15 protein-coding genes and 1 tRNA gene are annotated in these 26,448 nt (G+C 55.1%); 9 read left to right on the forward strand and 7 right to left on the reverse strand.

Features of this window, described 5'->3' with window-relative positions; all coding sequences use genetic code 11:
- Positions 1-34: 34 nt before the first annotated feature.
- Positions 35-1,066: a LacI family DNA-binding transcriptional regulator gene (locus ABL922_RS00205; protein ID WP_349022189.1), complete on the reverse strand. Its 1,032-nt coding sequence runs from the start codon at positions 1,064-1,066 to the stop codon at positions 35-37.
- A 212-nt stretch (positions 1,067-1,278) separates the two neighbouring features.
- On the opposite strand from ABL922_RS00205, the gene ABL922_RS00210 reads away from it, so the two are divergent.
- The 5 genes from ABL922_RS00210 (at position 1,279) to ABL922_RS00230 (ending at position 10,192) form a co-directional block, all read left to right on the forward strand.
- Complete coding sequence (locus ABL922_RS00210; RefSeq protein ID WP_349022190.1) at positions 1,279-3,993, forward strand: TonB-dependent receptor; 2,715 nt, start codon at positions 1,279-1,281, stop codon at positions 3,991-3,993.
- Between the two features lie 84 nt (positions 3,994-4,077).
- The gene (locus ABL922_RS00215) at positions 4,078-5,565 is read left to right on the forward strand and encodes a tryptophan halogenase family protein (RefSeq protein WP_349022191.1); all 1,488 of its coding nucleotides are present in this window, start codon (positions 4,078-4,080) and stop codon (positions 5,563-5,565) included.
- Positions 5,566-5,600: 35 nt separating this feature from the next.
- Positions 5,601-7,367, forward strand: a complete 1,767-nt coding sequence (locus ABL922_RS00220; RefSeq protein ID WP_349022192.1) for an alpha-amylase family glycosyl hydrolase — start codon at positions 5,601-5,603, stop codon at positions 7,365-7,367.
- Positions 7,364-8,992, forward strand: a complete 1,629-nt coding sequence (locus tag ABL922_RS00225; protein WP_349022193.1) for an alpha-glucosidase — start codon at positions 7,364-7,366, stop codon at positions 8,990-8,992. Before ABL922_RS00220 ends, ABL922_RS00225 begins: the two co-directional genes overlap by 4 nt.
- Before the next feature lie 249 nt (positions 8,993-9,241).
- Positions 9,242-10,192, forward strand: a complete 951-nt coding sequence (locus ABL922_RS00230) for a crotonase/enoyl-CoA hydratase family protein (RefSeq protein WP_349022194.1) — start codon at positions 9,242-9,244, stop codon at positions 10,190-10,192.
- On the opposite strand, the gene ABL922_RS00235 is transcribed toward ABL922_RS00230, so the two are convergent.
- The 3 genes from ABL922_RS00235 to ABL922_RS00245 all read right to left on the reverse strand — a co-directional run bounded on the left by ABL922_RS00235 (position 10,189) and on the right by ABL922_RS00245 (position 14,970).
- On the reverse strand, positions 10,189-12,696 hold the full coding sequence (locus tag ABL922_RS00235; RefSeq protein ID WP_349022195.1) for an ATP-binding protein: 2,508 nt from the start codon (positions 12,694-12,696) through the stop codon (positions 10,189-10,191). The genes ABL922_RS00230 and ABL922_RS00235 overlap by 4 nt on opposite strands.
- Positions 12,693-14,828 carry an EAL domain-containing protein gene (locus ABL922_RS00240; protein WP_349022196.1) on the reverse strand — a complete coding sequence of 712 codons (2,136 nt, stop codon included), beginning with the start codon at positions 14,826-14,828 and terminating at the stop codon, positions 12,693-12,695. The genes ABL922_RS00235 and ABL922_RS00240 overlap by 4 nt, the downstream gene beginning before the upstream one ends.
- Positions 14,829-14,893: 65 nt before the next feature.
- Positions 14,894-14,970: transfer RNA gene (locus ABL922_RS00245), tRNA-Pro, on the reverse strand.
- A 161-nt stretch (positions 14,971-15,131) separates the two neighbouring features.
- On the opposite strand from ABL922_RS00245, the gene thyA reads away from it, so the two are divergent.
- The 4 genes from thyA (at position 15,132) to ABL922_RS00265 (ending at position 19,726) form a co-directional block, all read left to right on the forward strand.
- Entirely contained in the window at positions 15,132-16,055 is a 924-nt protein-coding gene (gene thyA, locus ABL922_RS00250) for a thymidylate synthase (protein ID WP_349022197.1), read from the forward strand.
- A gap of 104 nt (positions 16,056-16,159) precedes the next feature.
- Positions 16,160-17,443 (forward strand): thiamine pyrophosphate-dependent enzyme, encoded by a 1,284-nt coding sequence (locus tag ABL922_RS00255; protein ID WP_349022198.1) that lies wholly within the window; start codon positions 16,160-16,162, stop codon positions 17,441-17,443.
- Positions 17,443-18,465 (forward strand): alpha-ketoacid dehydrogenase subunit beta, encoded by a 1,023-nt coding sequence (locus ABL922_RS00260; protein ID WP_349022289.1) that lies wholly within the window; start codon positions 17,443-17,445, stop codon positions 18,463-18,465. Before ABL922_RS00255 ends, ABL922_RS00260 begins: the two co-directional genes overlap by 1 nt.
- 4 nt (positions 18,466-18,469) lie before the next feature.
- Entirely contained in the window at positions 18,470-19,726 is a 1,257-nt protein-coding gene (locus tag ABL922_RS00265; RefSeq protein WP_349022199.1) for a dihydrolipoamide acetyltransferase family protein, read from the forward strand.
- 3 nt (positions 19,727-19,729) lie between these two features.
- Here the strand turns inward: ABL922_RS00265 and ABL922_RS00270 are convergent, their stop codons facing one another.
- From ABL922_RS00270 to ABL922_RS00280, 3 genes are all read right to left on the reverse strand, one after another.
- Positions 19,730-24,817: a hypothetical protein gene (locus ABL922_RS00270; RefSeq protein WP_349022200.1), complete on the reverse strand. Its 5,088-nt coding sequence runs from the start codon at positions 24,815-24,817 to the stop codon at positions 19,730-19,732.
- A 49-nt stretch (positions 24,818-24,866) separates the two neighbouring features.
- Complete coding sequence (locus ABL922_RS00275) at positions 24,867-25,916, reverse strand: hypothetical protein (RefSeq protein ID WP_349022201.1); 1,050 nt, start codon at positions 25,914-25,916, stop codon at positions 24,867-24,869.
- A gap of 68 nt (positions 25,917-25,984) precedes the next feature.
- A complete protein-coding gene (locus ABL922_RS00280) occupies positions 25,985-26,443 on the reverse strand; it encodes a hypothetical protein (RefSeq protein WP_349022202.1) in 459 nt (152 codons plus the stop codon).
- Positions 26,444-26,448: the final 5 nt, after the last annotated feature.

A 26,448-nucleotide genomic window follows, 5' to 3' on the forward strand; every position in this document is an offset into this window, starting at 1 on the left:
GGCAATTCTCTTACGTATACGAATACGTAGCTTTTCAGTGCGCTCCGCATGATTTGCGCACGACCAGTTTGGCAGGCAACATATAGCCTTCGGCGCTTTTGCCCTCGATCAGCTTGAGCAATGTATCGACCAGAACCTCACCAGCGGTGCGATAGTCTTGCTGCACGGTGGTCAATGGCGGGTGAGCGAGACTGGCGGCGGGGATATCGTCAAAGCCAATGATGGCAATGTCCCTCGGTATGTTGAGGCCTGCATCCTCGATCGCTCGGATGGCGCCGATGGCTATCAAGTCGCTGGCGGCAAAAATTGCGTCAAACTTGACGCCGCTGTCGATCAATTGCTGCGCAGCATCGAAGCCAGACTGTTCCGTATTCAGCGCATCGATTTGCAAACCTGCAGCAATGTCCAACCCTGCCGCGGCAATTGCGTGTTGTGCGCCGAGATAGCGGTCGCGGAATTCGGGATAATGGTTGGAAGCATCTCCCAGAAACGCAATATGCTCGCGACCATGTGCGATCAAATGCTCGGCCGCCAGCTTGCCCCCATCCATATTGTCGCAACCAATGGTGGTTCCCATTTCATCCTGACCACCAACCATGCCCCAGCGCACGAAATGCGTGCCTTGCTGGATTAACTGCTCAAGTTTGGGCTGGTAAAGCTCATAATCGCCATAGCCGAGAAGGATGATGCCATCGGCTTTTCGGCTGTCTTCATAGTCGACATGCCAATTGGCAGAGAGTTGCTGGAACGAAATCAGCAGATCATGATTGCGCCTTGCCGCCGTCCGGGTGATCGAAGCCAGCATTGAAAGGAAGAAGGGGTTTATCCCGGTCTCGTCAGGGGTCGGATCTTCGAAAAAGAGCAGCGCCAGCGTGTTCGAACGTTGCGTCCGCAGGCTGGACGCGTTTTTGTCGACCTTGTAATTGAGCTGTTGCGCTATCGCCTCGATACGCTTGCGCGTCTGTTCGGAAACCGACGGGCTACCCCGCAACGCGCGCGATACTGTAGGCTGCGAAACCCCTGCAAGTTGCGCTATGTCGAACGACGTGGGCTTATGTGGTGGCATGTGGTGCGACCGGCTCTCCTGCAACAATCCATAAGCGTGGACCGGCATTCGTGCAACGACGTTACCGCATAATTCTGAATACGTATGTGAATAACTGTCATTTAGCGGGGTCCGCGTAGTATTTGTGCGGCGATGGCCAACTGGGTGGTCATGCACTTTAGGTTGCAACAAGCGGTGCAGCAACGACTGGACCGCAAAAGAGGGGATACAGGATGTCTGCTTCGTGGAACACGAATGAAGTACGTGCGCGGCTTGCGCATACAACCAGCGCAACTGCGTTGGCCTTTGCAGTTTTTGCTGCGCTGCCTGGTGCAGCATTTGCACAGGATGCGGCAGCGGAAGAAGCCGCCGATGAGGGCGAAGCAATCGTTGTCACCGGTTTCCGCGCGGCGCTGGAAAGTGCGGTTGCTGAAAAGAAAAACGCAGAACAAATTGTTGAGTCAGTATCCGCGGAAGACATCGGTAAATTGCCCGACGCATCTATCGCTGAATCCATTGCGCGTCTTCCAGGGCTCACTTCGCAGCGGTTGAATGGCCGTTCGGCGTTTATTTCCATCCGTGGGTTTGGACCGGATCTGTCGCAAACGCTTCTCAACGGACGCGAGCAGACTTCAACAGGCGACAATCGTGCTGTGGAGTTCGATCAGTATCCCTCAGAAATGGTCAGCCAAGTCAATGTGTATAAAACACCTTCGGCTAACATAGTCGGTCAAGGCCTTGTCGGCACTGTCGATATCCGTACTGCCCGGCCACTTGAAATCGGTAAGCGCGTTCTGGCAGTCGGCGTCAAGGGAAGCCTCACCGATCTCGGTAAACTCAACGCTGGTTCTGATGACAAAGGCTTCCGCGTCAACGCCACCTATATCGATACTTTCGGTGGTGACACGGTCGGTGTAGCATTGACCGCCAGCTATGTAGATGAAAGCTACCAGGTTCAGGAATATAATGCCTGGGGCTATAACGATTTTGCCGGTGCGCGTCTGATTGGCGGCAACAAATCATTTGTTACGTCGACCAATTTAAAGCGTGTAGGCCTTGGCGGCACGCTGCAGGGCGATTTGTCCGACAATGTGCGCCTGACCGCCGATATCTTTTATTCGAAATTCGACGATGACATAATCAAGCGCGGTATCGAACTTCCGCTTTCGAGCGCCTTTGGCTGGACTGCCGCCGGGATTAATCCTGGCTACACCGTACAGGATGGACATATCGTCAACGGGACGTTCACTGACATCGAAGCTGTTGTAAACAACCACAAACTCGTGCGTTCGGCGGATCTGCTTTCGACCGGCCTGAATGTCGATTGGGATATTGGCAATGGCTGGAACGCGACCTTTGACTGGGGCACGTCGCGTACCGACCGGAACGAATTGGTATTCGAATCGAACGCCGGTACCGGTCGTGGACAGGGCGTTGGAGCACGTGACACTATCGGATTTACGCAGTCTACTTCAGGAACGACTTTCAGGCCGACGCTCAACTATTCGGATCCTAACCTGATTCGTCTTACTTCACCAATGGGTTGGGGTGGCGTCGCCGGCGGTCAGGACGGCTATTACAATGATCGCGTTGTAGAGGATGAACTGTCAACGCTTCGTTTTGATCTTGAAAAGGAACTCGACGGCTTCTTCTCGGCGATCCGCGCCGGGATCGGATATACTGACCGTTCCAAGTCGCTCGTCCCCGACGAATCATTTGTGGTTCTGGCAAGCGGTGCGGCTGACCTTCGTATCCCTGATCAGTATCTCCTACGTCCGACCAATCTGGATTATCTTGGGCTGGGTCCGGTCATCAGTTACAATCCGCAAGAATTGCTGGACGCTGGCATCTACCGCCTAGTTCCAAATACCGTTTCCGATGTTGGCACCAAGGCCTATGTTATCGATGAGCAACTGCTTACTGGTTATCTGCAAGCGGCAATCGATACCGAAGTCGGTTCGAGCAACCTCACTGGTAATGTCGGCGTCCAGATCATCCGTGCCGATCAAAGCAGCAGCGGCGCGATCTATTTCGGAAATACGCCAACTCCGCTGACTAACGGAACAAAATATACCGACGTGTTGCCGAGCCTAAACCTCGCACTCCGCACGCCGAGCGATTTTGTCTTCCGCGTCGGTCTGTCACGCCAAATCCAGCGTCCACGCATGGATGATATGCGCGTAGCAATCGGTTATGGCGTTGATCGCGGCGGAGCGGTGCCGATTATTCGTGGCAAGGGTGGAAATCCCTTTCTCGAACCGATGCGTGCCAATGCTCTCGACCTGACGCTGGAAAAATATTTCGGCAACAAGGGTTATGTTTCGGTTCAACTCTACTACAAAAAACTGCTCAACTGGATATACAAAGTCGATGTGCCTTATGACTTTACCGGTTTCCCGCTGGGCAGCGAAGTCGTACCGTCGCGCAACGGCTTCGTTGAGCTTCCGATAAACGGAGATGGCGGAAAGCTGTACGGGATCGAACTGGCGGGAACTTTGCCACTCGAAACGTTTACCTCCGCATTGGAAGGCTTTGGCGTGACCGGTGGTGTAGCTTACACCAAAAGCCGTCTGCGTCCGGCACCCGGTATCAATTTTGGCGACATTGATGGCTATTCGCGCTGGGTGGCGAACGGTACCGCCTATTTTGAACGTGGCGGTTTCAGCGCTCGTGGTAGCGTTCGCTATCGTTCAACCTTCCAAGGTGAACTGGCCGGCTTTGGAGGCAACCGTGCCCGTCGTCGTGCGCGCGGCGAAATGATTGTCGATGCACAACTGGGCTATGAATTCCAGGATGGCAGCAGCCTTGAAGGGTTGTCGCTGTTTATTCAGGGGCAGAATTTGACCAACGAGCCCTTCTCGACGATCAATCCGGGCCAGCAGCTCGAAGTGGTTGATTATCAGACCTATGGCCGTCGCTATCAGGCTGGCATTACATATAAGTTCTGATAGCTAAGTTCGGGGGCGCTGCCTAAAGCGGCGTCCCTTGATTTTCGGATCGTTGAGGCTCCGCAAAAACGACAGGCAGAATCGATGCGTATAGTCATTGTAGGAGGCGGCTCTGCAGGGTGGATGGCAGCGGCGGCACTTTCCCGCCTCCTCACATCCGATTGGAAGATTGATCTGGTTGAATCCGACCAGATTGGTACGGTCGGTGTCGGCGAAGCAACAATTCCCCAGATACTTCTGTTTAATGCATTTTTGGGAATAGACGAAAATGCGTTTTTGAAAGCAACCAACGGGACAATTAAGCTGGGCATCGAATTCGATGGTTGGCGTGCTCCCGGCGAACGTTACATGCACGCCTTTGGTTTGGTCGGTCGTGATCTTGGCTTAATTCCTTTTCACCATTATTGGTTGCAGGCCCGAGCACGTGGTGCAGCGAAGCCGATCGGACACTACAGTTTGTCCGAATGTGCCGCACGCGCCAACCGCTTTTCTCGAACAGATCCTTTGCCGCAGGCGCCTATGGGCGCTGCGACCTATTCCTATCATTTTGATGCTGTTCTTTATGCTGCAATGCTGCGCGACTATGCGGAGGCGCGCGGGGTGGTCCGGCACGAAGGCAGGATTGTTGAGACTCCGCTGGATGGAAACAAGGGGCATGTTACTTCAGTCAAACTGGAAAATGGGGTATTGATCGAGGGCGATCTTTTCATAGATTGCTCTGGCTTCAGGGGCTTGCTGATCGGCGATGCTGTGGGCTCGCAATATGTCGACTGGTCTAAATGGCTTCCGTGCAATCGCGCGTTAGCTGTGCCCTGCGAATCTTCAGAAAAGTTATTTCCCTACACCCGTGCCACCGCTCGCGAGGCCGGATGGCAATGGCGCATTCCATTGCAACACCGGATCGGAAACGGTCATGTGTATTGCAGCGCCTTCATGGATGATGATCGGGCGACAGACATTCTCTTATCCAATCTGGATGGAAAGCCATTGGCGGACCCTCGGCCAATCAGCTTCACGACGGGTCACAGAAGGGATTTCTGGAAGAAAAACGTCGTTTCGCTTGGGCTTTCCTGCGGGTTTTTAGAGCCGCTGGAATCGACCAGCCTGCATCTTGTTCAATCGGGTATCAAACATCTGATTGATTTGCTCCCATATGGCGACATTTCCGATGCGGACGTAGATCGATTTAATCGCCAGATGACTTTTGAGTTCGAAACAATCCGAGATTTCTTGGTGTTGCATTACTGGGCCAATGGCCGCGATGAGCCATTCTGGAAGGCGTGCCGCGAACTCGAACTGACCGACAGCTTGCAGCACAAGTTGGAGCTCTTTCGCGCCAATGGTCGTTTGTTCCGATACAATGAGGAACTGTTTACCGAAACTGGATGGCTGCAAGTCCTGATCGGGCAGGGGATTGAACCCAAAGGATTTCATCCGCTCGCCAACGCACCGGGCGACGAGGCGGTAGATAAATATTTGGCATCGATCGAAGAGGTTATTGCCGCCAAGGTCGTCCGTATGCCTGATCACGCGGATTATATTCGCCAAAATTGTCCGACCGGAGAATTATGATGCGCCAGTTGCTATTTTCTGCGGCGTTGGCTGCTATGACTGCATCACCGCTTTCGGCCCAATCTTTCCGCGATCGCTTGCCGGAGGATGAAGTAATCTATTTCGTTCTCCCCGACCGCTTCGCCAACGGTGATTCGAAAAACGATACCGGTGGGATCAAGGGTGATCGGCTGAAGACCGGGTATGATCCGACCCACAAGGGCTTCTACCACGGTGGCGATCTGAAGGGGTTGCTGAAACGGATCGACTATATCCAAGGATTGGGCGCGACTGCGATCTGGCTCGCCCCCGTGTTCAAGAACAAGGCGGTTCAGGGCAAAGCCGGTGACGTAAGTGCTGGCTATCACGGTTATTGGGTGACGGATTTCACCACCGTCGACCCGCATTTCGGCACCGAAGCAGATTTTAAGGCATTAGTGGATGCTGCTCACGCGCGGGGCATGAAGGTCTATATGGACATCATCGCTAATCACACGGCCGATGTGATCAGCTACCGTGAATGTCCGACAGGAGGTTGTGAATATCGCAGCAGAGCAGACTATCCCTATCAGCGACGCAACCGCGATGGCGCTGCGATAAACGCCGGTTTTACAGGAGATAGCGATCAGTCGACCGAGAACTTCGCAAGATTGACCGACATGGATTTTGCCTATGATGTTGTTGTTCCCAAGGCCGAAGCCAAGGTGAAAGTGCCCGAGTGGCTAAACGATCCCAAATATTATCACAATCGCGGCAACACGACATTCTGGAACGAATCCGCGACTATGGGCGATTTTGTGGGTCTTGATGACATCATGACCGAACATCCGCATGTGGTGCAGGGGATGATCGATATTTATGGCAGCTGGATCGATAAATATGGCGTTGATGGTTTTCGCGTTGATACGGCCCGCCATGTGAATCCTGAATTCTGGCAGGCATTCGTTCCCGCGATGCTGGCGCGAGCCAAGGCGAACAATATTCCCAATTTCCATATCTTCGGTGAAATCGGCGGAATTGGGCTCGAACCCGGAAAACTGGCGGTGCATACGCGCGTCGACAAATATCCTGCGGTGATCGACTTTGCCTTTCGTCAGGCGGCAGTGGACACGGTCGCCGGAACAGGGGCCACGAACAAGTTATGGGAATTATTTTTTCAGGATCCGCTTTATGAAGGTGGTGCGGACAAGGCCCGGATCCAGCCAACCTTTGTTAGCAATCACGACAATGGCCGTTTTGGATATTTTGTCCGTAAAGCATTCCCGCAGGCTTCTGACGAAGAGCAATTGAAGCGGGTAACATTGGCACATGCAATGCTGTTAACATTGCGCGGGGTGCCTACCATTTATTCGGGCGATGAACAGGGTTTTGCAGGTGACGGCTGGGATCAGGATGCGCGCGAAGACATGTTTCCATCGAAGACAGCGGTCTATAATGACAATGTGCTGATCGGGACAAAGGCGACCACCGCGCAAAGCAATTTCGATACCGCGCATCCGCTCTATCAAAAGATGGCGCAACTTTCCGGCTTGCGTCAACGCCATGCGGCACTGCGGCGGGGCAAGCAGATCGTCAGAAACTATGCCGATACGCCGGGGTTGTTTGCTGTGTCGAAGATCGATCCAGACGATGGCCACGAAATTGTTGTCGCGTTCAATACGTCTGACAAAGCCATAACAGTGAATGTCGAGGTAGCAACACAAAGCACTCAATTTGGCGCGCTCTACGGGCAATGTCCGGAAAACGCAGATACGCCCGGGCGGATCAAACTGACGCTTGCGCCTTTGGATTTCGCTGTCTGCGAAGCGGGTGCCAAGGAATGAACATACCGGTGCAAAGCATCATCAAAGAAGATGTTGCCGCTACATGGTGGCGCGGGGCGACCATTTATCAGGTCTATCCGCGCAGCTTCGCAGACACAAACGGCGATGGCGTTGGAGACTTGCCGGGGATCACCGAAAAACTCGACTATATCGCCGCTCTGGGAGTGGATGCCGTTTGGCTGTCACCTTTTTTCACCTCGCCGATGAAAGACTTCGGCTATGATGTTGCCGATTATTGCGACGTTGATCCCATATTTGGAACCCTGGCCGATTTTGATGCATTGGTCACTCGGGCGCACGCGCTTGGGCTGAAAATTTTGATCGATCAGGTCTATTCGCATACGTCGGACCAACACGAATGGTTTGCCGAAAGCCGTGGTTCGCGCGATAATCCAAAGGGCGATTGGTATGTATGGGCTGATGCCAAAGTCGACGGATCACCTCCGAATAACTGGCAGTCAGTGTTTGGCGGTCCTGCCTGGAGTTGGGATGCCCGTCGCGGCCAATATTATATGCATAATTTCCTGGCGCAGCAGCCACAGTTGAATGTGCACAATCCGGAGGTTCAGGACGCTCTGCTGGGTGTGGCTAAATTCTGGCTCGACCGCGGGGTCGACGGCTTCCGGGTCGATGCTATCAATTTTGCGATGCACGATCTGGAGTTGCGCGACAATCCGCCGGCACCAGCTGGCAATGGCATTCGCACAAGGCCTTTTGATTTTCAGCTAAAGGTTCACAACCAGTCGCACCCCGACATTCCGAAATTTGTTGAACGCATTCGTAACCTGACCGATCAATATCCCGATCGCTTTACGGTGGCAGAAGTAGGGGGAGCAGACCCCGATCGCGAGATGAAGGCCTTCACCGCCGGCGAAAGTCATTTCAACAGCGCTTATGGTTTTGACTTTCTCTACGCGGACAAACTGACCCCGGCACTTGTCCGTGAGGCACTGGAAAACTGGCCCGCTGAGGAGGGGATTGGCTGGCCTAGCTGGGCCTTTTCAAACCATGATGCGCCGCGCTGGATCAACCGCTGGGCTCCAGATGATGCGCGCGGTCCCTATGCACGGATGGCGATGCTCTTGTTCCTTTGCCTGCGCGGGAATGCGATCATCTGGCAAGGGGAGGAGCTCGGTCTCACTCAAGTAGAAATTCCATTTGATCGCTTGCAAGACCCCGAAGCCATTGCCAATTGGCCGCTCACGCTATCACGCGATGGTACCCGCACACCGATGCCCTGGCAGGCGGAGGCGCCGAATTGCGGGTTTTCTTCGCAAACGCCCTGGCTGCCGCTGGGAGGTGATCATGTTGCGCTGGCTGTCGACAAGCAGGAAGAGTCAGGGCGCTCCATGTTGCAAGCCACCCGGCGCTTCATTGCCCTGCGGCAGGCGAACGAAGCTCTGCGCAGCGGCGACATCCGCGTTGTAGATGCGCAAGACCCAATTTTGGCCTTCGAACGAAAGAGCCAGCATCAGACGATATTGTGTCTGTTCAATATGGGTGGTCAAAGCGTGCATTGGGAGCCCAATATCTCGGAGCAATGGCGGACGATTGAGCAGTTGCACGCAGCTGGTGACTGGAAAATTGGTCCCTACGGCGCGTTGGTTGCCGAGCGCATGATCTGAGATGGTTTCTGCACTGTTCGCGTAGTTTGGCCATGCAGTCTGGCGGCAAATAGGCGATGTCGCGAGGTGTATCCCGCTTCAACAAAAAGCATTCGGGAGGTGGTTGACCTCGCGTTCTTTAAGGCAGAATTTGGCTATAGTTGACCTATTTGGACGGTTAACCACTTTTTACCCTTGCCCCTATGCATTTTGTGCTATGAACAAAGTGCCGGTTGGGGTGGCCAGGCACAAGGTCGCATAAGGAGCGAAATGGCTACCTATAACCCTATGTCTGAGGGCTCACCCCGCACGGCTGTTGATTTTTCTCGGCCGCAATTCGGCACCGGAGAACAGTTCGGTTCGTCGATTGTGGGTCGACAGTTTGATGAAATCATCGTTCGCCACGACAAGGCCGATCAAATGTTCTGGTGCTTCATGAACCAGCGCGGAAGGCCGAGCTATACCTATAGCTTGGGTGCCGAAGTGCAGGAGGTGCAAGACTGGATCGCCGATAATTATGCGCGACCGGCAAATGGCGGACCGGACGATCTGCGCTATTTCATCTGTGGGTCAAAGACTCCAGGAATATATAATTTAGGCGGTGACTTGCGGCATTTTGCCGAATGCATCCGAACGCGCGATCTTGGTGCAATGCGTAAATATGCGGAAACCTGTGTTCGCATGCAATTTGCCAACGCCAACGCATTCGGCGCTCCGATCATTACGATGGCGCTAGTGCAGGGCGACGCCTTGGGTGGCGGGTTTGAACATGCGCTTGCCTTTGACATATTGGTCGCCGAACGCAGCGCTCGGCTTGGTCTGCCAGAGATTGTGTTCAATCTCTTTCCGGGAATGGGCGCATATAGTTTTCTTCTGCGTCGTGTAGGCCGCAAAATGGCGGAGCAGTTCATTCTGGAAGGCAAAATCTACACCGCTGAAGAGTTGTACGAGCTTGGCATCGTCGACATACTTGCCGAGGATGGGCAGGGTGAGTCCGCTATTGTCGAATATTGCCAACGCAATCGCAACCGCTTCGCCGCTGAGCGTGCGGTATATCGTGCGCGCCGGGCTGCGGATCCGGTGGAGCTTGATGAACTGATGCGAATAACGACGGTTTGGGCCGAAACAGCTATGACATTGACCGACGCCGATGTCCGCAAGATGGAGCGTCTGGCGGATGCGCAAGAACGGCGTATCCGGCGGACTTTATCGCCAATCTAGATCGATTTTGCTCTGGGTGGCTGTTGCGCTTTGGCAGATCCGAGTTCGCTTTTAGCGCGGTCCAGTTCCTTTTCGACCTGAGCAAAATAGGTTCGACCCATTTCTCCGAACTCCGCTTCGGTGATTTTCTCTAGCCTGCTGCACAAAGCGGCGAGTTGTGTTGCGCCGATATTGTTCGAAGCGCTTTTGAATGCATGTGCCGCAAAGCGGAACAGCGCAGGGTCTTTTTCGGCGAGTGCCTGCAGCATCGTAGCACTGCTTTCCATCGAGTCCTCGATAAAGCCCTCGATCATGCTTTCGACAAAGCCTGCATCCCCGATTGATGCCAAATAATCCATGTGACCGCTATCGATTGCCCTGTCGTCAGAAACGTTACCCGTGCTCCGTTCCAACGGAACAACGACTTTAAAGGGGTCCTGTTTGCTGTCGGGAATTATAAGCGCAGACTGCGTATTTCCGCAGCATTTCTCAATCGTAGCAAGCAAGAGCGCCGCATTGATCGGCTTGGTTAAGCGCAGGTCCATACCGGCGCCAAGGCAACGAGTCTCTGTTTCTGTAGTCGCGTCTGCCGTTACGCCTACGATCGGAAGATGCGCGCGATTGCCTTCGATCTGGCGCCACATCCGGCAAGCGTCGATGCCGTTCAGGCGCGGCATGTTAACGTCGAGCAGGAGGATATCGAACTTCTCCTTCTCGAGGATTTCGAGAACTTCATCGCCATCGCAAACTTGCGTTACCTTATGTCCCGCTGCTTCGAGAATGGCCGTCAATATGTTCCGGTTAGTCCGGTTGTCATCAGCGACCAACACCGATCGTGGATTATATACTGCCGGCTCAGCTGGTTGATTCGAAGATGATCGTTCATCGAAATGCGGTTTGTGGGCAAAAGAGCAACCAATCCTGATTGCGCTCCTAAGCTCGTTAAAGCTGGCATCTGCAGGTATTACGGTGGCAAAAGCAGCCCGCAATTCAATCTCTCCAAGGTCAGGCTCGACATCGTGAGAGATCAGAACCGCCGCGACTTCTGCCTCTGTGAACAGATTCCAAACTGTCGATTCCGCGTCCAGTTTATTGGCTACACGATCGTCGATCATGGCAATGTCAAAGCTGGACAGTTCGAGCGAAGCTACCGCCTTTTCGAGATCATCAGGGCCGTGGCAGCTGATATTCTTTACCAGATAATTGCCTGCATTTTGCGCTTTTGCGAGCAGCTCATGCTCAAACATTCCAAGTGCGAGTATTTTTACCGGGGCTCCATATTCATTGTCATAAGGCCCATTTTCGGCTTCTGCCAAAGACACGGGCAGTTCCACCGTGAATGTGCTGCCCTTACCGATGACGCTATCGACCCTGATTTGCCCGCCTACTTGCGTCAAAAGCTGTTTGCATATTGCGAGGCCTAAGCCAGTGCCCCCAAAGCGATTCATCACCGTATCGTCAGCTTGTTGAAACGGCTCGAAAATCTTACCCATTGCGTCTTCTGCAATACCGATTCCGGTATCACTGACGCTGAACCACAAGGTTGTTTTACCGTCAGTTTCGCGCAGCCCGGCATTGACCGAAACAGCCCCGGCTTCAGTAAACTTTATGGCGTTGCCGGCTAGGTTCAGAAGAATATTGCGGATAATATCAGCCGGTCCGTCGACGATACGGTCGCTCATCGGTTCGGCTGCGATCTGCAGACCGATCGACTTATCGTCCGCCCTAACGAGCATGATGTCGCGCATCTCGGTAAGCAATTCGGTTATCCGCAACGGGCGCATCACGACTTGAGTGGCGTTGCTGTCGCTGCGGGCGATCTGAATCAACTGATCGATGAGGTGCAACAAATGTTCGCCTGCAAGCACGCTGGCTTCGACCATGTCATGCTGGTTTTTGGGCATCGCCATTTGGCGCAAGTGATTGCCATAGCCGATGATCGCGTTGAGCGGCGTGCGCAACTCGTGACTAACGCTCGCAAGGAAGTAGCCCTTGGCCCGATTGGCGGATTCGGCAGCTTCTTTCGCCAGTGACAGCTTCTTGATCAGGGTAGAGCAATAAGCAGGAATGACGATCAGCGCCAATATCAAACTTATACCGAGCGTCCGGTTCGGTTCCCAATAGCTTGTGGTAAACACGACGGTACTAAATGCGGCCACGGCGAGCGCCGAACCGATCACGAGATATCGCACGCCAAAACGGAAACCGTTGCCCAATATCACCCACAGGAAAAGGGGGTAGAAAAAGGACATCGATTCCGCCGAATGCATCATGACGGCGAAGGCCATCCCGACATCTAGAAGGAGTCCAGCGATCCAACGCCGTTCCTGTTTCCAGACATTGGCTCGACGCATCATGAATAGCGCAGAGTTCAAGGAGAGATAAACGAGAAATGCTTCCAATATGAAGATATTGGATGCAAGAAAGTAGACGGCAGTTCCTGCCGTGCTACCCAAAACCATCCGGTTTAGAAGGATTTCCTGTTCGGGGGCCAGACTGCCCTTTTGGGGAAGGAATCGTCTCACGGTTGCGCCGCCGCAATCGATGGCCCGAAAATCGCTTTCAGTTGTTCGACTGAAAGGGAACGACCGAAGAGATAGCCCTGCAGCTCGTCACATCCGGATGCCCGCAGCAACATGCGTTGCGCCTCCGTTTCCACGCCTTCGGCGACGACGCGCATATTCAGCGCATGCGCCAAGTGGGCAATGGTCGAAATGATTGCTCTGTCGGTCGCCGAATGTTCGATCCGCGAAACGAAAGTCTGATCAATTTTCAAACGATTGGCGGGCAAATCGCGCAGATATTGTAGCGAAGAATAGCCCGTGCCGAAATCATCGATAGACAATTCGATGCCATTTTGGCGCAAACTGCGCAGTTGGTCCATCAATTGGCTGCTCTGATCTAGGAGGAGCTCTTCCGTAATTTCGACAACGAGCTGACCGGGCTCAATATTATACTGCGCGATTTTCCCAAGGATTTCCTCGCACAGTCTACCCGCTTGAAATTGGCGTGGAGAAACGTTGATTGCAATATGCGGAAGGGCAATACCCTCGCTATCAAATTCGGAAATCTGGCGACAGACTGCATCGATCACCCATTGACCGATCCGATCGATCAGGCCCGAGTCATTAGCAACGCGCATGAACTCGCTTGGCATCAACCGCCCGCGTGTCGGGTGTTGCCACCGCAATAGTGCTTCCAGCCCTGCGTAGGCACTGCTCTGCGCCTCAACGATGGGCTGATATTCCAGGAAGAGCTCGTCATTCTCAATAGCCCGGCGAAGGTCCGCTTCGACGCCGGCATTGAATTGGGCGATCTGGTTTAGCTCGGGCGAGAAGAAACAGTGGCAGTTCCGCCCGCTTGATTTGGCTTCGTACATGGCAAGATCGGCTAGGCGCAGCAGTTCATCGGGCGAATTGCTGTCGTCAGGGATCATCGCCACGCCGATACTGGCTCCGATCCGCTGGTCAGAATCGCCAATGGCATAATGCTTGCCGATCTGCGATAGAAGATGGTGGCATTTGCTGCTCACATCCTCAACGCTTTCGACATTTCGCAGAATGATTGCAAATTCGTCGCCGCCAATGCGCGCCGCGAGTTCGTTAGCATCAAGTGCGCTGTTTATGCGTTCAGCAACCTGCCTAAGCAATGTGTCGCCTGCCTGATGTCCGCGGGTATCGTTGATCACCTTGAACCGATCGAGATCGACCAGCAGGAGGGCAGCTTTATTTCCCGTGGCGCTGCATTCTTCGATCGTCTGGCGCATATGTTCGGCCAAAAGCGCACGGTTAGGCAATCCGGTCAGCAAATCATGCAGCGCCAGATGCGCGCGGTGCTCCTCGGCAAATTTGCGCGCGGTAATGTCGACTGCAGAGGTTAGCACGCCGATCACCTGACCATCTTTGTTCAGCAGAGGTGATTTGTTGCAGTGGAAAGTCAGTTGTACGCCGTCGCTGACGAAAACTTCCTCATAATTCGGGATCGATTGGGCGCCGTCGATGATGAGCGCGTTGCGCCGTTGTTCGCGCTCGGCAAGATGGGCTTCGAATATGTCATTTATCGAATGACCTACAAGTTGCTCCGTGTCTTGGCCCAGCATTGCGGATTGATAGCTGTTGATGAACAGTATCTTCCCGTTACGGTCGGTCGCGATGATCATCACCGGCGTGGTGTCGATGATCTGTTCCAGCATCGACTTGCCGCCGGTTTGTTCGTTGCGTTCATCGGTGGTTGCAGAGTTTGAAGCAGTGCGACTTTCAATCTCGCGACGTTTACGGTGCTGACCGATCAACAACTCGGCCCGTTCCTTGAATTCGGAGTGGGTTACCGGGCTTTGCAGGAAATCGGTTGCGCCTGCGTCCAGCGCAGCGATGCGGCATTCGCGATCCTGACGAGCAGTGATGACGATAGCGGGAATGTTATGGCTGTCGGGGCGGTTGCGGATCTGCCGGATAAAGTCGGCACCGGTCATTTCCGGCATGCGATAATCGACAATCAGCAGGTCGGCCGTTTCATTTTCCAACCAGACAAGTGCTTCTTTTGCGCTTTGAAAACAAACAGATGTGAAGCCCGCGCCCATCATCGACACGAACTGTGCGTAAATGCGCAGATTCGTTGATCTGTCGTCCACAATGACTATGCGCGCATGCATGAGCATCGCGATAGAGGGGCAATCTCAAGGAATGGTTAATCGCGGTAACGAATGTACCAAAATGGAGCAAATGGTCGGGGAAAGAGGATTCGAACCTCCGGCCCCTGCCTCCCGAAGACAGTGCTCTACCAGGCTGAGCTATTCCCCGACCGATGCTTGAAGCCGGTCTAGGACCGGCAAGGCAGGCGGTGCCTATAGAAGGGCGGTTCCAGCCTTTCAAGCGTAAAGATGCAATAATCTGGCCATTGCCGATTGCGCGTTCTGCGAATAGCTTCGACGCATACAGACTCGACGGGGAAGGCGCTCTGAATGAGCCACTATGAAGACCAATATCTGGACCTGATGCGCCGCATCTGGACCGAAGGCGCGGTGCAGGAAGACCGCACCGGTGTGGGCACGCGCTCGCTATTCGGCGCGACTATGCGCTTTTCGCTGACTGATAATGCTATTCCCTTGCTGACCACAAAGCGCATCTTCTGGAAAACTGCGGCGCGGGAGATGCTGTGGTTCCTCACGGGCGATACCAATATCCGCAATCTATTGAAGCAAAAGGTGCGTATCTGGACCGATTGGCCGCTCGAACGTTATCGGCGTGAAACTGGAGATGCTATTTCCCAAGAGGATTTTGAGCAGCGGATCGTCGATGACATCAATTTTGCCGATTTATGGGGCGATCTTGGTCCGGTTTATGGCGCGCAATGGGTCAACTGGCCCAAATATGAGGATGCCGGGCAGGGGCTTTATCGTCGTGCTGAAAAGGGCATCAACCAGATCGAATTGCTGGTGCAGAGCCTGAAGAGTAATCCGGGATCGCGTCGGCACATTTTCGAAGGCTGGAATGTTGCCGAGCTTGACCGGATGGCGCTACCACCCTGCCACAAAACCTATCAGTTTCATGTCGCCGACGGCGTGTTGAGCGGATTGCTTTTCCAGCGGTCGTGCGATCTGGGGCTGGGTTTTGGTTTCAATGTTTTTGCGGCCTCCATGCTGATCCGCATGCTGGCGCAGCAATGCGGCTATGAGCCGGGCGAACTAATTTGGCAGGGTGGGGATGTGCATTTGTACCTGAACCATGCCGAGCTGGTCGAAGAGCAATTGTCGCGCCAGCCTGCAGGCGATCCCAAATTACACCTGCTGCGAAAACCCGACAGCATCTTCGGCTATGAGATCGAAGATTTCGAGGTGTTCGATTATCACCCGCAAGCCCATATTTCCGCGCCCGTGGCGGTATAGGTCAGCGATATTGACCTAAAAAGGAGTTTGAAATATTCTAACAAGAGCGGACAACAAACAAATGTGATTCGCGTGGAGCCCTGTGAAGGGTACGAGAGGAAGCGATGACAGGCAAAAAGTCCAATCTTGCGCCGTTGCGGCTGCATATTCCCGAGCCGAAGTTTCGTCCCGGTGACGAAGCTGATTTCAGTGATGTCGCTGTTCCGCCTGTTGATTCAATAACGCGTCCCGATGAAGCCTCTCTGCCCGCGGACATCCAGTCGCTTGCATTCGGGCTGGTGCGTGTTCTCGACGATGACCATCAGGCAAAAGGCAGTTGGAACCCAAACCTCGATGCCGATCAGTTGCGCCTGATGCTTCGAAACATGATGCTCACCCGCGCATTTGATGACCGCATGTTCCGCGCGCAGCGGCAGGGCAAGACCAGTTTTTACATGAAATCGACAGGTGAGGAAGCAACCTCGGTCGCGACTGCAATGGCGTTGGCCAGCGACGACATGTGCTTTCCTAGTTATCGTCAGCAGGGCATTTTGCTGACGCGCGGTTATCCGATCGTGCGGATGATGAACCAGATATATTCAAACAGTCAGGATCATCTGAAGGGTCGCCAACTGCCGATCATGTATTCGGCGCCTGAGTGCAGCTTTTTCACCATTTCGGGCAATCTGGCGACGCAATATCCGCAGGCCGTGGGCTGGGCGATGGCAAGCGCTTCGCGCGGAGATACTCGCATTTCCGCAGTCTGGTGCGGTGAGGGGTCGACGGCGGAAGGCGATTTCCATAGTGCCATGACCTTTGCGGCGGTCTATAACGCGCCAGTCATCCTGCAAGTGGTCAACAACCAATGGGCGATCTCTTCCTTCTCTGGCATCGCAGGTGGCGAACGCACGACCTTTGCGGCGCGCGGGTTGGGCTATGGCATTGCCTCGCTGCGGGTGGATGGCAATGATCCGTTGGCCGTCTATGCTGCGATGCGCTGGGCTGCGGACCGGGCGCGGACCAATAACGGCCCGACCTTCATCGAATATTTCACCTATCGCGCCGAAGGCCATTCAACCTCGGACGATCCGGGTGCCTATCGTGCTGCACAAGAGTTTGAAAAATGGCCGCTGGGCGATCCTGTCGAACGGCTGAAAAAACACCTCATCCTGCTTGGCGAATGGAGCGACGAGCAACATCAGGCGCAGCATGATGAACTCGCCGATCTAGTAAAGAAGACCCAGAAAGAGGCCGAGGCGAACGGCATATTGGGGCATGGTATGCACCAGCCGTTCGAGACGATGTTCGAGGATGTGTTTGAGGAAATGCCCTGGCACTTGAAAGAGCAGTGCGAACAGATGATTGCCGAGCAGCACCGCAAATTCGGCCCTGAATGGGAGCCGAAATGATGAGCGACACCAAAACCATGAACATGATCGAAGCGATCAATAGCGCGCTCGACATCATGCTTGATCGCGATCCTGATGTCGTCCTGATGGGGGAGGATATCGGCTATTTTGGCGGCGTTTTCCGCGCGACAGCGGGGCTTCAGGCCAAGCATGGCAAGACCCGCGTGTTCGATACCCCGATCAGCGAATGCGGCATTATTGGCGCTGGTGTCGGCATGGCGGCCTATGGCCTGCGTCCGGTGCCCGAAATACAGTTTGCTGACTATATCTACCCCGGCCTCGACCAGCTGGTCAGTGAAGCCGCGCGCCTGCGTTATCGGTCTGCCGGAGATTTCATCTGCCCGATGACGGTGCGATCGCCCTTTGGCGGCGGGATTTTTGGGGGGCAAACGCACAGCCAATCGCCCGAAAGCCTGTTCACCCATGTCTGTGGCATCAAAACGGTGGTTCCGTCCAACCCCTATGACGCCAAGGGCCTGTTGATTGCGGCAATCGAGGATAATGACCCGGTCATCTTCTTCGAGCCCAAGCGCATCTACAACGGGCCTTTCAGCGGCTATTACGACCGCCCGGTCGAGCCCTGGTCAAAACATGCCGCAAGCGCGGTTCCCGAAGGCTATTACCGCATCGAACTGGGCAAAGCCGGGGTTGCGCGCGAGGGTGAAGCACTGACTATCCTGACCTATGGTACGATGGTGCATGTGGTGCAGATGGTTGTGGCCGAAATGGGCATTGATGCCGACATCCTTGACTTAAGAACACTTCTGCCATTGGATGTGGAAGCAATTGAACAATCAGTAAAAAAGACCGGACGCTGCTTGGTAGTTCACGAGGCCACCCGTACCAGCGGTTTTGGTGCGGAATTGGCTGCACTCGTGCAGGAACGCTGCTTCTATCACCTCGAAGCGCCTGTTGAGCGCGTTACCGGCTTTGATACGCCCTATCCGCACAGCCTCGAATGGGCCTATTTCCCCGGCCCCGTTCGCATTGCCAGTGCCATTGAAAAGATCATGAAGGACTGACGTCATGGGTAAGTTCACATTCAAGCTGCCGGACATTGGAGAAGGCATTGCCGAGGCTGAAATCGTTGCCTGGCATGTGGCGGTAGGCGATCGGATCGAGGAAGATCAGCCGCTGGCGGACATGATGACCGACAAGGCGACCGTGGAAATGGAAAGTCCGGTAGCGGGTATCGTGACTGCGGTAGCAGGCGAGGCTGGTGACGTAATCGCCATTGGCTCGATGCTCGTAGAGATCGAAACTGAAGGTGCGGGCAATGAAGAAACCGCACCTAAACCTGTTGCTGAGGCGCCCAAAGTGGTGACAGAGCCAGTTTCGCCGCCGCCTCCAGCCGAACCAGTCAAAGCACCAGCTGAAGCCCCCAAGCCTGAGCTAGTCGCAGCACCTATTGCCATGAAGCATGAGAAAATCACGGCTTCTCCTGCGGTTAGGGCACGTGCGAAAGAGCTTGGTGTTGAGTTGAGTGACGTCAAGACGTCGGGCGGGCATGTGCGCCACGCCGATCTGGATGCTTTTCTTAGCTATGGATCGGGGCAGGGCTACCGAGCGCCAGGCGCATCGGCTAAGCGCGCCGATGAAGTGGTCAAAGTCATCGGCATGCGTCGCCGCATTGCCGAAAATATGGCAGCGTCAAAGCGCAACATCCCGCATTTCAGCTATGTCGAGGAATTTGACGTCACAGCATTGGAAGCGATGCGTGCGGATCTGAATGCCAATCGCGGCAACCGGCCCAAGCTGACCATGTTGCCCTTCTTGATCGTCGCGATCTGCAAGACATTGCCCGATTTTCCGATGATCAATGCCCGTTATGATGACGAAGCAGGCGTCGTTACGCGCTATGGCTCGGTGCATCTCGGTATGGCGACGCAAACCGACGCAGGCTTGATGGTACCGGTTATTCGTAACGCCCAAGACAAGAATGTCTGGCAGATATCAATTGAAATCAATAGACTAGCCAACGAAGCTCGCAATGGTTCTGCAAAGAGCGAAGAGCTATCCGGGTCAACTTTGACGGTTACGTCACTTGGACCGCTGGGTGGTATTGCGACCACGCCCGTCATCAACCGCCCCGAAGTGGCGATTATCGGCCCGAACAAGATCGTCGAACGCCCGGTTTTCGTAGGTGATGCGATAGAGGCACGCAAACTGATGAACCTGTCCATCAGCTGCGATCACCGTGTTGTCGATGGTTGGGATGCAGCCAGCTATGTTCAAGCGCTCAAAAAACTGGTCGAAACGCCCGTTCTGCTGTTTGCAGACTAGGGCTTACAGCCCCAGGCCCTGAAAGCTGGTCTGGTCGAACTTCAGCTTGAAGGTCAGGAAGGGGCCGCTGCGGGTGTAGCGCGCCTCTTCGAAATCACGATCTTCGAAGCCGACAAAGTTATAGCCGAGCGTTACATTGGCGTTTTTGAATGGCGTCACAGTCAGCGTCGGTCCACCCGACCAGGCGATATTCTGCCCACCGGAGCCGATACGCACCGTGCCAGAGGCACCGATATCAGCGACATCCGACAGGTCGAACTTCAGATCCGCGCCGACAACATTGCTCCAGCCCTTCACATCGTCCGCGCCAAAGCGGTCGGTGTTGTAGCGGGTGCCCCAGAAAAGCGCGTATTCGCCGCGTTCGATGAAGTTGCCATCGCGTTCGTCGATCGGGGTGTAGTTGACCGACAGGCTGTTGATGATGCGGGTCGACTTTACGTCTCCACTCACCAGCAACGGCGCGCCACCGACCGGGCCGGGAAGGCCTGCGGTTGCGTTCTTGACTGCGTCATAGCGATATTCGGTCTTGTTGAGGAACGACCACTGGCTGCCCGAGGGGCGGTTGGCCCAGCTGACTTCGGCCTGTGCCGTTGTCGTTGATGCGCCGCCGTTCTGCTTTGCCTTGAACCAGTTGAGCGCTCCACCGACAGCTTTGCCTTCGCCAATCTGGCGCAGAATAGCGGTCGTCAGGCCATAACGCTGGGTCGTGTCGCCATCACGCCATTCGGCACGACCGGTCCAGCTCCAACGTTCGCCATGATAGCTGGCACCACCGGTAACAGCGACAAAGTCTTCGGTCAGCGTGCCATCGCTGCCCAGGAATCCGCCGGAAGCAACTGGCTGCAGCGGGTTGATCACATCGCTGCGATCAAAACCGCCGATGGTCTGGTTGCCATCGAGCGTGAAGTCGACCGACCATTTGTCGTTGATCTTGAACGATTGTGCGAGGCCATAAGATGCGAAGCTGCGGGCTCCGAATTCACCAATATCCTGCTGGTTAGCGCTCGCAACGATGCGGCCGCCAGCCCAGGGGGCGATATCAAAGCCGATACGTGCCGTGCGAGCGTCGATATTCTCACCCTTGGCAATTTCATAGCTACCGACCAGCGCGATATCGTTGCGGATCGCGTACCGCGCACCGAGGCGATGGCGGGCAGGGAAGTCGATGCTTTCGTCTTCGCCGCCAAGTGCGAATTCGGTCTGTGCGTCGAGTTCGAGTTTGCTGGTAACCTTGTACGACCCGGCGATGCGCGCCAGAGTCGATTTGTTGGTTGTGCCGTCAGCCAGCGTGTCGTCGGCATGGGTGATACCGGCGCGCAGAGAAGCTTTGTCGTTCCGATATTCGAGCTCAGTAGAGCCCGCGATGCGACGAGCGCCAGTTTCGATATAATCTTCCTGATAGCCGATTGCCGAGATCGACAGTTTGTCAGTCAGACGATAGCGGCCATCGAGACCAAACTTCTCAGTTCCAACTTCGCTACGATTGGTTTGGCCGACGCCGAAGCGGGCCGACTGGCGACGATAGTAGGCCAGCAGATCGAATTTCGAACCATGATGTTCGGCTTCGAGCAGAACAGCCGAAGCGCCTCCAGCATCGGTGGTTGTGCTGCCTGCATTGGCTTTGCCATCGGTCGCGGCAAATTCGGCGCGCAGTTCGGTGTTGGTGGTCGGACGATAACGGACATCCGCGCCGACAAGATTGGTTTTGTCGGTATCGGTTTCGTCATGGATCGCGGTCGCCGCAATCTGCAGTTTCTGGTCCGGCGATTGCCATTTGACGCGGCCGCCCGCATTGTTGACACGCTTGCCAATGCCATCGACTTCATATTCGGCGATGATGAACTGCGGGTTGAGACCGCTCGAACGCGACAGGATGGGTTCACGGAAACGCAGCGTTCCGGCGAGATAGTCGATGTCATAGTCGATATGGCGCACAAGGTTTTTGCGGTCGATGATGATGTTCGACTGCAGGCGATCACGTGTTTCGATGGTGATGCGCTCGCTGTTCGCAAGGATATCGCGCGCGGCGAGGGCATAGGGGCCGGTCAGGCCGGTTCCCTGGATTTCTTCGCGGCGATAGCGATAGGGGGTGTCGGCGGCGAAGGCCTGTGCGTGCACCTCGTCGCTGCGATATTCGGCTTTGATGCCGTTGAAGCTGCGCTGATAGCGAGCCAGTTCGGGCTCATCGATGCCGGTCTGATAGTCGCCGAACAGGGCGTAGAATTGCGGACGTTCGAGCTTCAGGTACAGACGACGGATCGATGCGGCGTCGTAACGCTGCTCACTGCGGTCTGCATAAACGGTATAATAACGGCGCGGGTCGATGGTGCCGGCAAAGCGGGTGTCATCAGCCTTTTTGTCGCTGTCATAAGCCAGCGTCATCAGCCATTTTCCGCTTACACGACCTTTGGCGTAGAGCGCGATGCGACCATCGACGTTCAGTTGATCGTCTTCGCCAACCAGATCCTCAAGGCCTTCCTCAAGCTTGTTGAAGCCCAGCGTGCCGGCTGCAAAGCCAACCACGGTCCAGGGGCGGTCGCCTGGATCGAGCCAGGTTTCGATGCGTTGTGTGCGCTTCACTTCGCCATCCTGGAAGGGAAGCGTGATCGCAACGGTGCCCGAAGCTGTGGTCGGTTCGAGTTCGATATAGGCGATGCCTTCGTCGCCATGCACGCGCCAGACGGGGGCGGCACGTTCGAGGCCGGAGAGCTGCTGGGCCTGCTGCGCGTCAATTTCAACCGCAGCGCGATAAGGATCGGTGACCTGGAAATCGCCAACAGCGCCATGCGGGATCGGTTTGCCGTTACGGTCGGTCAAGCGAACGGCAATACGCGGACGAGTGACGCCATCGGCGAGAAGAACGGACTTGTCCTTCACAAATTGCGCATTGATGGGCGCATTGGCGTAATAGACATTGTGCTCGACTGTTTCGATCAGGTTGCCGTCATTGTCGGTAACCTTCGCAACCAGACGGTTGTTGCCTTCCTGAATGGCTACACCGCGCCAGATTGCTGCACGCATTTTACCGTCCGCACTCTTCTTGGTGCCGTCATAATTCAGCGGATCGACCGGCTTGCCATTGATTGACAGTTCGACTTTTTGGCGTGGGAGATGCTTGAAAGCAACGCGGATCGTTTTGACGCGCGGATTGTGGCCGGTTTCGGGGAAGAGGAAGCCGATGCCCGGCTGTTGTCCGGCAAACCAGTCGCGTTCTGCACCTGCTGCTTCCTGGTCGGTAGCTGCAACTGGGAGGGGGATAGCCTTTTGAGCGGAATTTTCACGCGGAGCGACCCGTTTTGCGCGGAAATCGGCACGTTTCAGGCTGCCTCCCCGTCCTTCGACGAAACGCGAGATGGCGTTTCCAGCGCTGCGCGTGTTCTTGGCGCAGTCAACCGGAGCCTGATCGAGCGGGAACGTTGTTGGGTCAACTTGAACCACGTGCAGGCCGGGCACAAGGCCTTCGAAATGGTAACGGCCGTCCTGATCGGTAACAGTATAGCTGCCATCCTGCAGCATCACACGGACGCCTGCGATGCCCTTCGCTTGACGTGGGTCAACCGAACAGCCGCCTTCGGTAATACGTCCGATAAGCGTAAATCGCTCTGAAATGCCGTCGCGAACGATACGGATGGCCGCGTCAACGGTTTCGCTGGCAGCACCTCGGTTATCGCGCGCAGAAGCACGATTGATTGCATCACCGGGACGGGCATCGACCCGAACTTCTGCCAAATAGGTTAAGAGACCTGAAGCGCCGCCCGAAAGTGGAGGCAGCGAGACTGAAAATTGCGACCCATCGGCAGCGGCTGTGGCAGCTACCTGCACGCCATTGTAACGCACGCTTTCGAGGCGTAACCGCATGGAATTAGGTAATATATCGGTAACCGTCACCGGCCCGCTATTTCGTGAGCGATCGGGATTTCGCACCTCGATGCGATATTGCACCACGTCGCCCGGCATTGCGGTTACCGCAGAGGTCGTTTTGCGCAATTGCAGGCTGCCTCCCGGGCGATCCATAGGAACGTCTATGCGCACCGGCGCCGGGTCACTCAATGTGATGATCCCACCGTAAGATCCCGGCGCGATTACGAACTGGCCGCCATCTGGCCGCGTTAGCAGAGCGATCTCGGCAGGGGTTGCCACCGAGGGATGAGTGTAGGGCGCCGGTGGGCCGATAACGAGGCGATAATCGCCCGGTCTGAGGAACGGAAATCGGTAGAATCCTGGCGAAAAGGCATAGGTTGCGCCGCTACCGTCGGTAACAGTGCTGCCTGCGACAATCGTGCTCGGGAATGTAGATACCCCGTCGTCACCGAAAACCTGCGCCGGAAGTCCTGTAATGGCATCGACAATCGTAACTTGGGTGCCGTTAACGGCCGTTCCGTCAGCACTATCAAAGGTCAAGCCAAAGGGATCAACCAAGATGTCGACATCAGCGCCGGCAATCGGAGTGCCATTTTGCGCGTTTCCAAGGTCGAAATGCAGCTGATCGCCCGGACGGACCGACAAAACGCAATCGCCCTGCACAGCTGCCGGCGGTGCGGCCTTGGTGTTGATTAATGCGTAGAAAGTTGAGCTGTTCGCCGCTGACTCGGTCAGCGTGATGCGCTCGCTATCGCCGCTATCGGTTACAATCTGCGCTTCAAAACTGTCGATCGCACCTGGATTTGTGTTCTGGCCCGGTGCGATGACCTTCAAGACAAGTGGTTCGCCCGCCCGAATGGCCGTTGCGGGCGTTATTGAGGCCGGATTTGTCGAATATCCGGCAAAAACGCCCTGTAGATTGACCGGTTGAAGCCCGTTTGTTCCTCGGCACATGGTTTGTGGAAGAGGAACCGAGCTAGAAGTGCCGGAATTCGTAAAATGTAAGACTTCGAGCGTGGCTGGTTGCGGATTGGATCGGTCCACAACGATATCAACACTGTTCGAGGGCCGCGATAGCGTTTGTCCGCCCGATGTCCATTCGGCCTGCGCGGTGTTGCTGATGATATTCGGCAAACTTTGCGCATGCGCGGGAAGGCAGGCGGCAGCCAAGTGGGTAGCTGCCGCCAGCGTTCCGGCGCGGAAGATAACGGATGTGGTTAACGTGCTCATAAGAAGTGAGGGCGACAGGCAGAACAGCTGCCCGCCGCCCCCTTTTTCCTCAATCGATGGTTACGCGGAAAACCAGCGTACGGGTTTGGCCCGCAGCAATGTTGGTCAGCGTGCCTGACACGATGTTACTGGCGAATGAGCCTGTTCCACCGCCTGCCGTGCAGGTATTACCACTAACGACAGTGCCGTCGGTCGCGGGCGTGAAGCTTGCATCAAAAGTAACGTCGGGAACGAGCGAAAGATCGTCCGATACGGCAACATTGGTCGCCGTCTGTGAACCCGTGTTTGCAACAACGATGCAATATTCGACGGTCGCGCCAGGCACGGCCTTCGGATTGGTTGCATCTGCACTGGTTCCCGCACCATTGAGGTTATCGCGAACGACACGGCTCAATTTGGTGACAGTCAGGCTTGCAGTGCTGACTGTGAAATCGTCCTCATCCGATTCAATGCCGTCACGGCCCGTGTCGGCAAAGATGGTTTCAACGCCATCAGTATTGGCCGTTGCGTCGGTCGCAGCGGTGATTGCCGTGTTGTTGCTATTCAGAGCGGTTGCCGAAAGCGTGACACCTGCAACCTGACCATTAGTCTGGGTCAGCGCAACGTCTCCAACAATAAAGACACGAACCGACGTGTCGGGAGCCAGATCGTTGATTGTGGTCGCTGTGTCGACGCCAAAATCATATTGGTTGTTGCCATTGCTATCGACAAAAACTTCCAGATTGCTGACATCAAAAACGTCGGTACCACCGTGGGTCGCCGTGCCACCACCCAATTGCGTCGGGTTAAGCGAGAAATCCAGAGTATCGTTCGACGTATTGCTGACAACAAATGTCGTATAGGCATTTTGCTCACCTGGCACGACCGAGGTCGTGACATTGGCATCTTCCTGCACGGTAAACAAAATTTTGCGGTCAACTTCGAACATGTTCGAATCCGTAGCCGCAGTTTGGCTGACGCCGCCTACCTGATAGGCGACGGAAACATTGTTGGTAATATCGGTGCCGACAAGGGTTCCGGCGGCATAAGCGGAACTCGCGTTCATTATGACAGCCGGAAGGGTGCTCGCGGCAACGAGGAATTTAAGCTTACTGGTCATGCTTATGCTCCTGTTACTGAGGGTTTGATTGCTTTTGCCGCAGCAATCCTTACGGTTTTCGGTGGAGGTCATCGTACAACCCCGCGAAAGACGAGCTTGCCGGCCGATCCGACCGCAAGCGTTTGATTCAAATTCCATTTGACGTGCGTGACGTCACCGGGAAGAGCCGGACGGAAGGTGCCGTCGGCTTTGCTGACTTTAAGCTGTGTCAGAAGACCCCAGTTCTTTCCGCCATCGATCGACACGATTTCTGTGCCATCGGCGGTGCCCGAAAAGGCAACCGCGCGCGGGATGGGGTTTGTGACGGTGAATTTGGATGCGGGTTGTGCGCCGACATTCTTGTAACGCACGACGAACACCAATTGATCACCAGGAAGAACCAGTTTGGGTTCCTCCAATATCGTAGCAACCGAACCGTCAGGACGCTTATGTTCGCGTTCAACAAACACGTCGCTGGCCAATTCTAGCGGCGCAGCTACCGAGGGTGCGGCAACTAGGGAAAGCAAAGCAAAAATGGTCTTTTTCATATCGA

Source organism: Sphingorhabdus sp. (genome assembly GCF_040079335.1).
GTDB lineage: Bacteria > Pseudomonadota > Alphaproteobacteria > Sphingomonadales > Sphingomonadaceae > Sphingorhabdus_B.

Excerpts from the sequence above, each read along its gene's own strand:
- thyA (WP_349022197.1), top strand. The coding sequence starts at position 15,132 with ATGAGCCACTATGAAGACCAATATCTGGACCTGATGCGCCGCATCTGG.
- ABL922_RS00240 (WP_349022196.1), bottom strand. The coding sequence starts at position 14,828 with ATGCTCATGCATGCGCGCATAGTCATTGTGGACGACAGATCAACGAAT.
- ABL922_RS00230 (WP_349022194.1), top strand. The coding sequence starts at position 9,242 with ATGGCTACCTATAACCCTATGTCTGAGGGCTCACCCCGCACGGCTGTT.
- ABL922_RS00280 (WP_349022202.1), bottom strand. The coding sequence starts at position 26,443 with ATGAAAAAGACCATTTTTGCTTTGCTTTCCCTAGTTGCCGCACCCTCG.
- ABL922_RS00260 (WP_349022289.1), top strand. The coding sequence starts at position 17,443 with ATGAGCGACACCAAAACCATGAACATGATCGAAGCGATCAATAGCGCG.
- ABL922_RS00275 (WP_349022201.1), bottom strand. The coding sequence starts at position 25,916 with ATGACCAGTAAGCTTAAATTCCTCGTTGCCGCGAGCACCCTTCCGGCT.
- ABL922_RS00210 (WP_349022190.1), top strand. The coding sequence starts at position 1,279 with ATGTCTGCTTCGTGGAACACGAATGAAGTACGTGCGCGGCTTGCGCAT.
- ABL922_RS00205 (WP_349022189.1), bottom strand. The coding sequence starts at position 1,066 with ATGCCACCACATAAGCCCACGTCGTTCGACATAGCGCAACTTGCAGGG.
- ABL922_RS00255 (WP_349022198.1), top strand. The coding sequence starts at position 16,160 with ATGACAGGCAAAAAGTCCAATCTTGCGCCGTTGCGGCTGCATATTCCC.
- ABL922_RS00270 (WP_349022200.1), bottom strand. The coding sequence starts at position 24,817 with ATGAGCACGTTAACCACATCCGTTATCTTCCGCGCCGGAACGCTGGCG.
- ABL922_RS00220 (WP_349022192.1), top strand. The coding sequence starts at position 5,601 with ATGACTGCATCACCGCTTTCGGCCCAATCTTTCCGCGATCGCTTGCCG.
- ABL922_RS00225 (WP_349022193.1), top strand. The coding sequence starts at position 7,364 with ATGAACATACCGGTGCAAAGCATCATCAAAGAAGATGTTGCCGCTACA.
- ABL922_RS00265 (WP_349022199.1), top strand. The coding sequence starts at position 18,470 with ATGGGTAAGTTCACATTCAAGCTGCCGGACATTGGAGAAGGCATTGCC.
- ABL922_RS00215 (WP_349022191.1), top strand. The coding sequence starts at position 4,078 with ATGCGTATAGTCATTGTAGGAGGCGGCTCTGCAGGGTGGATGGCAGCG.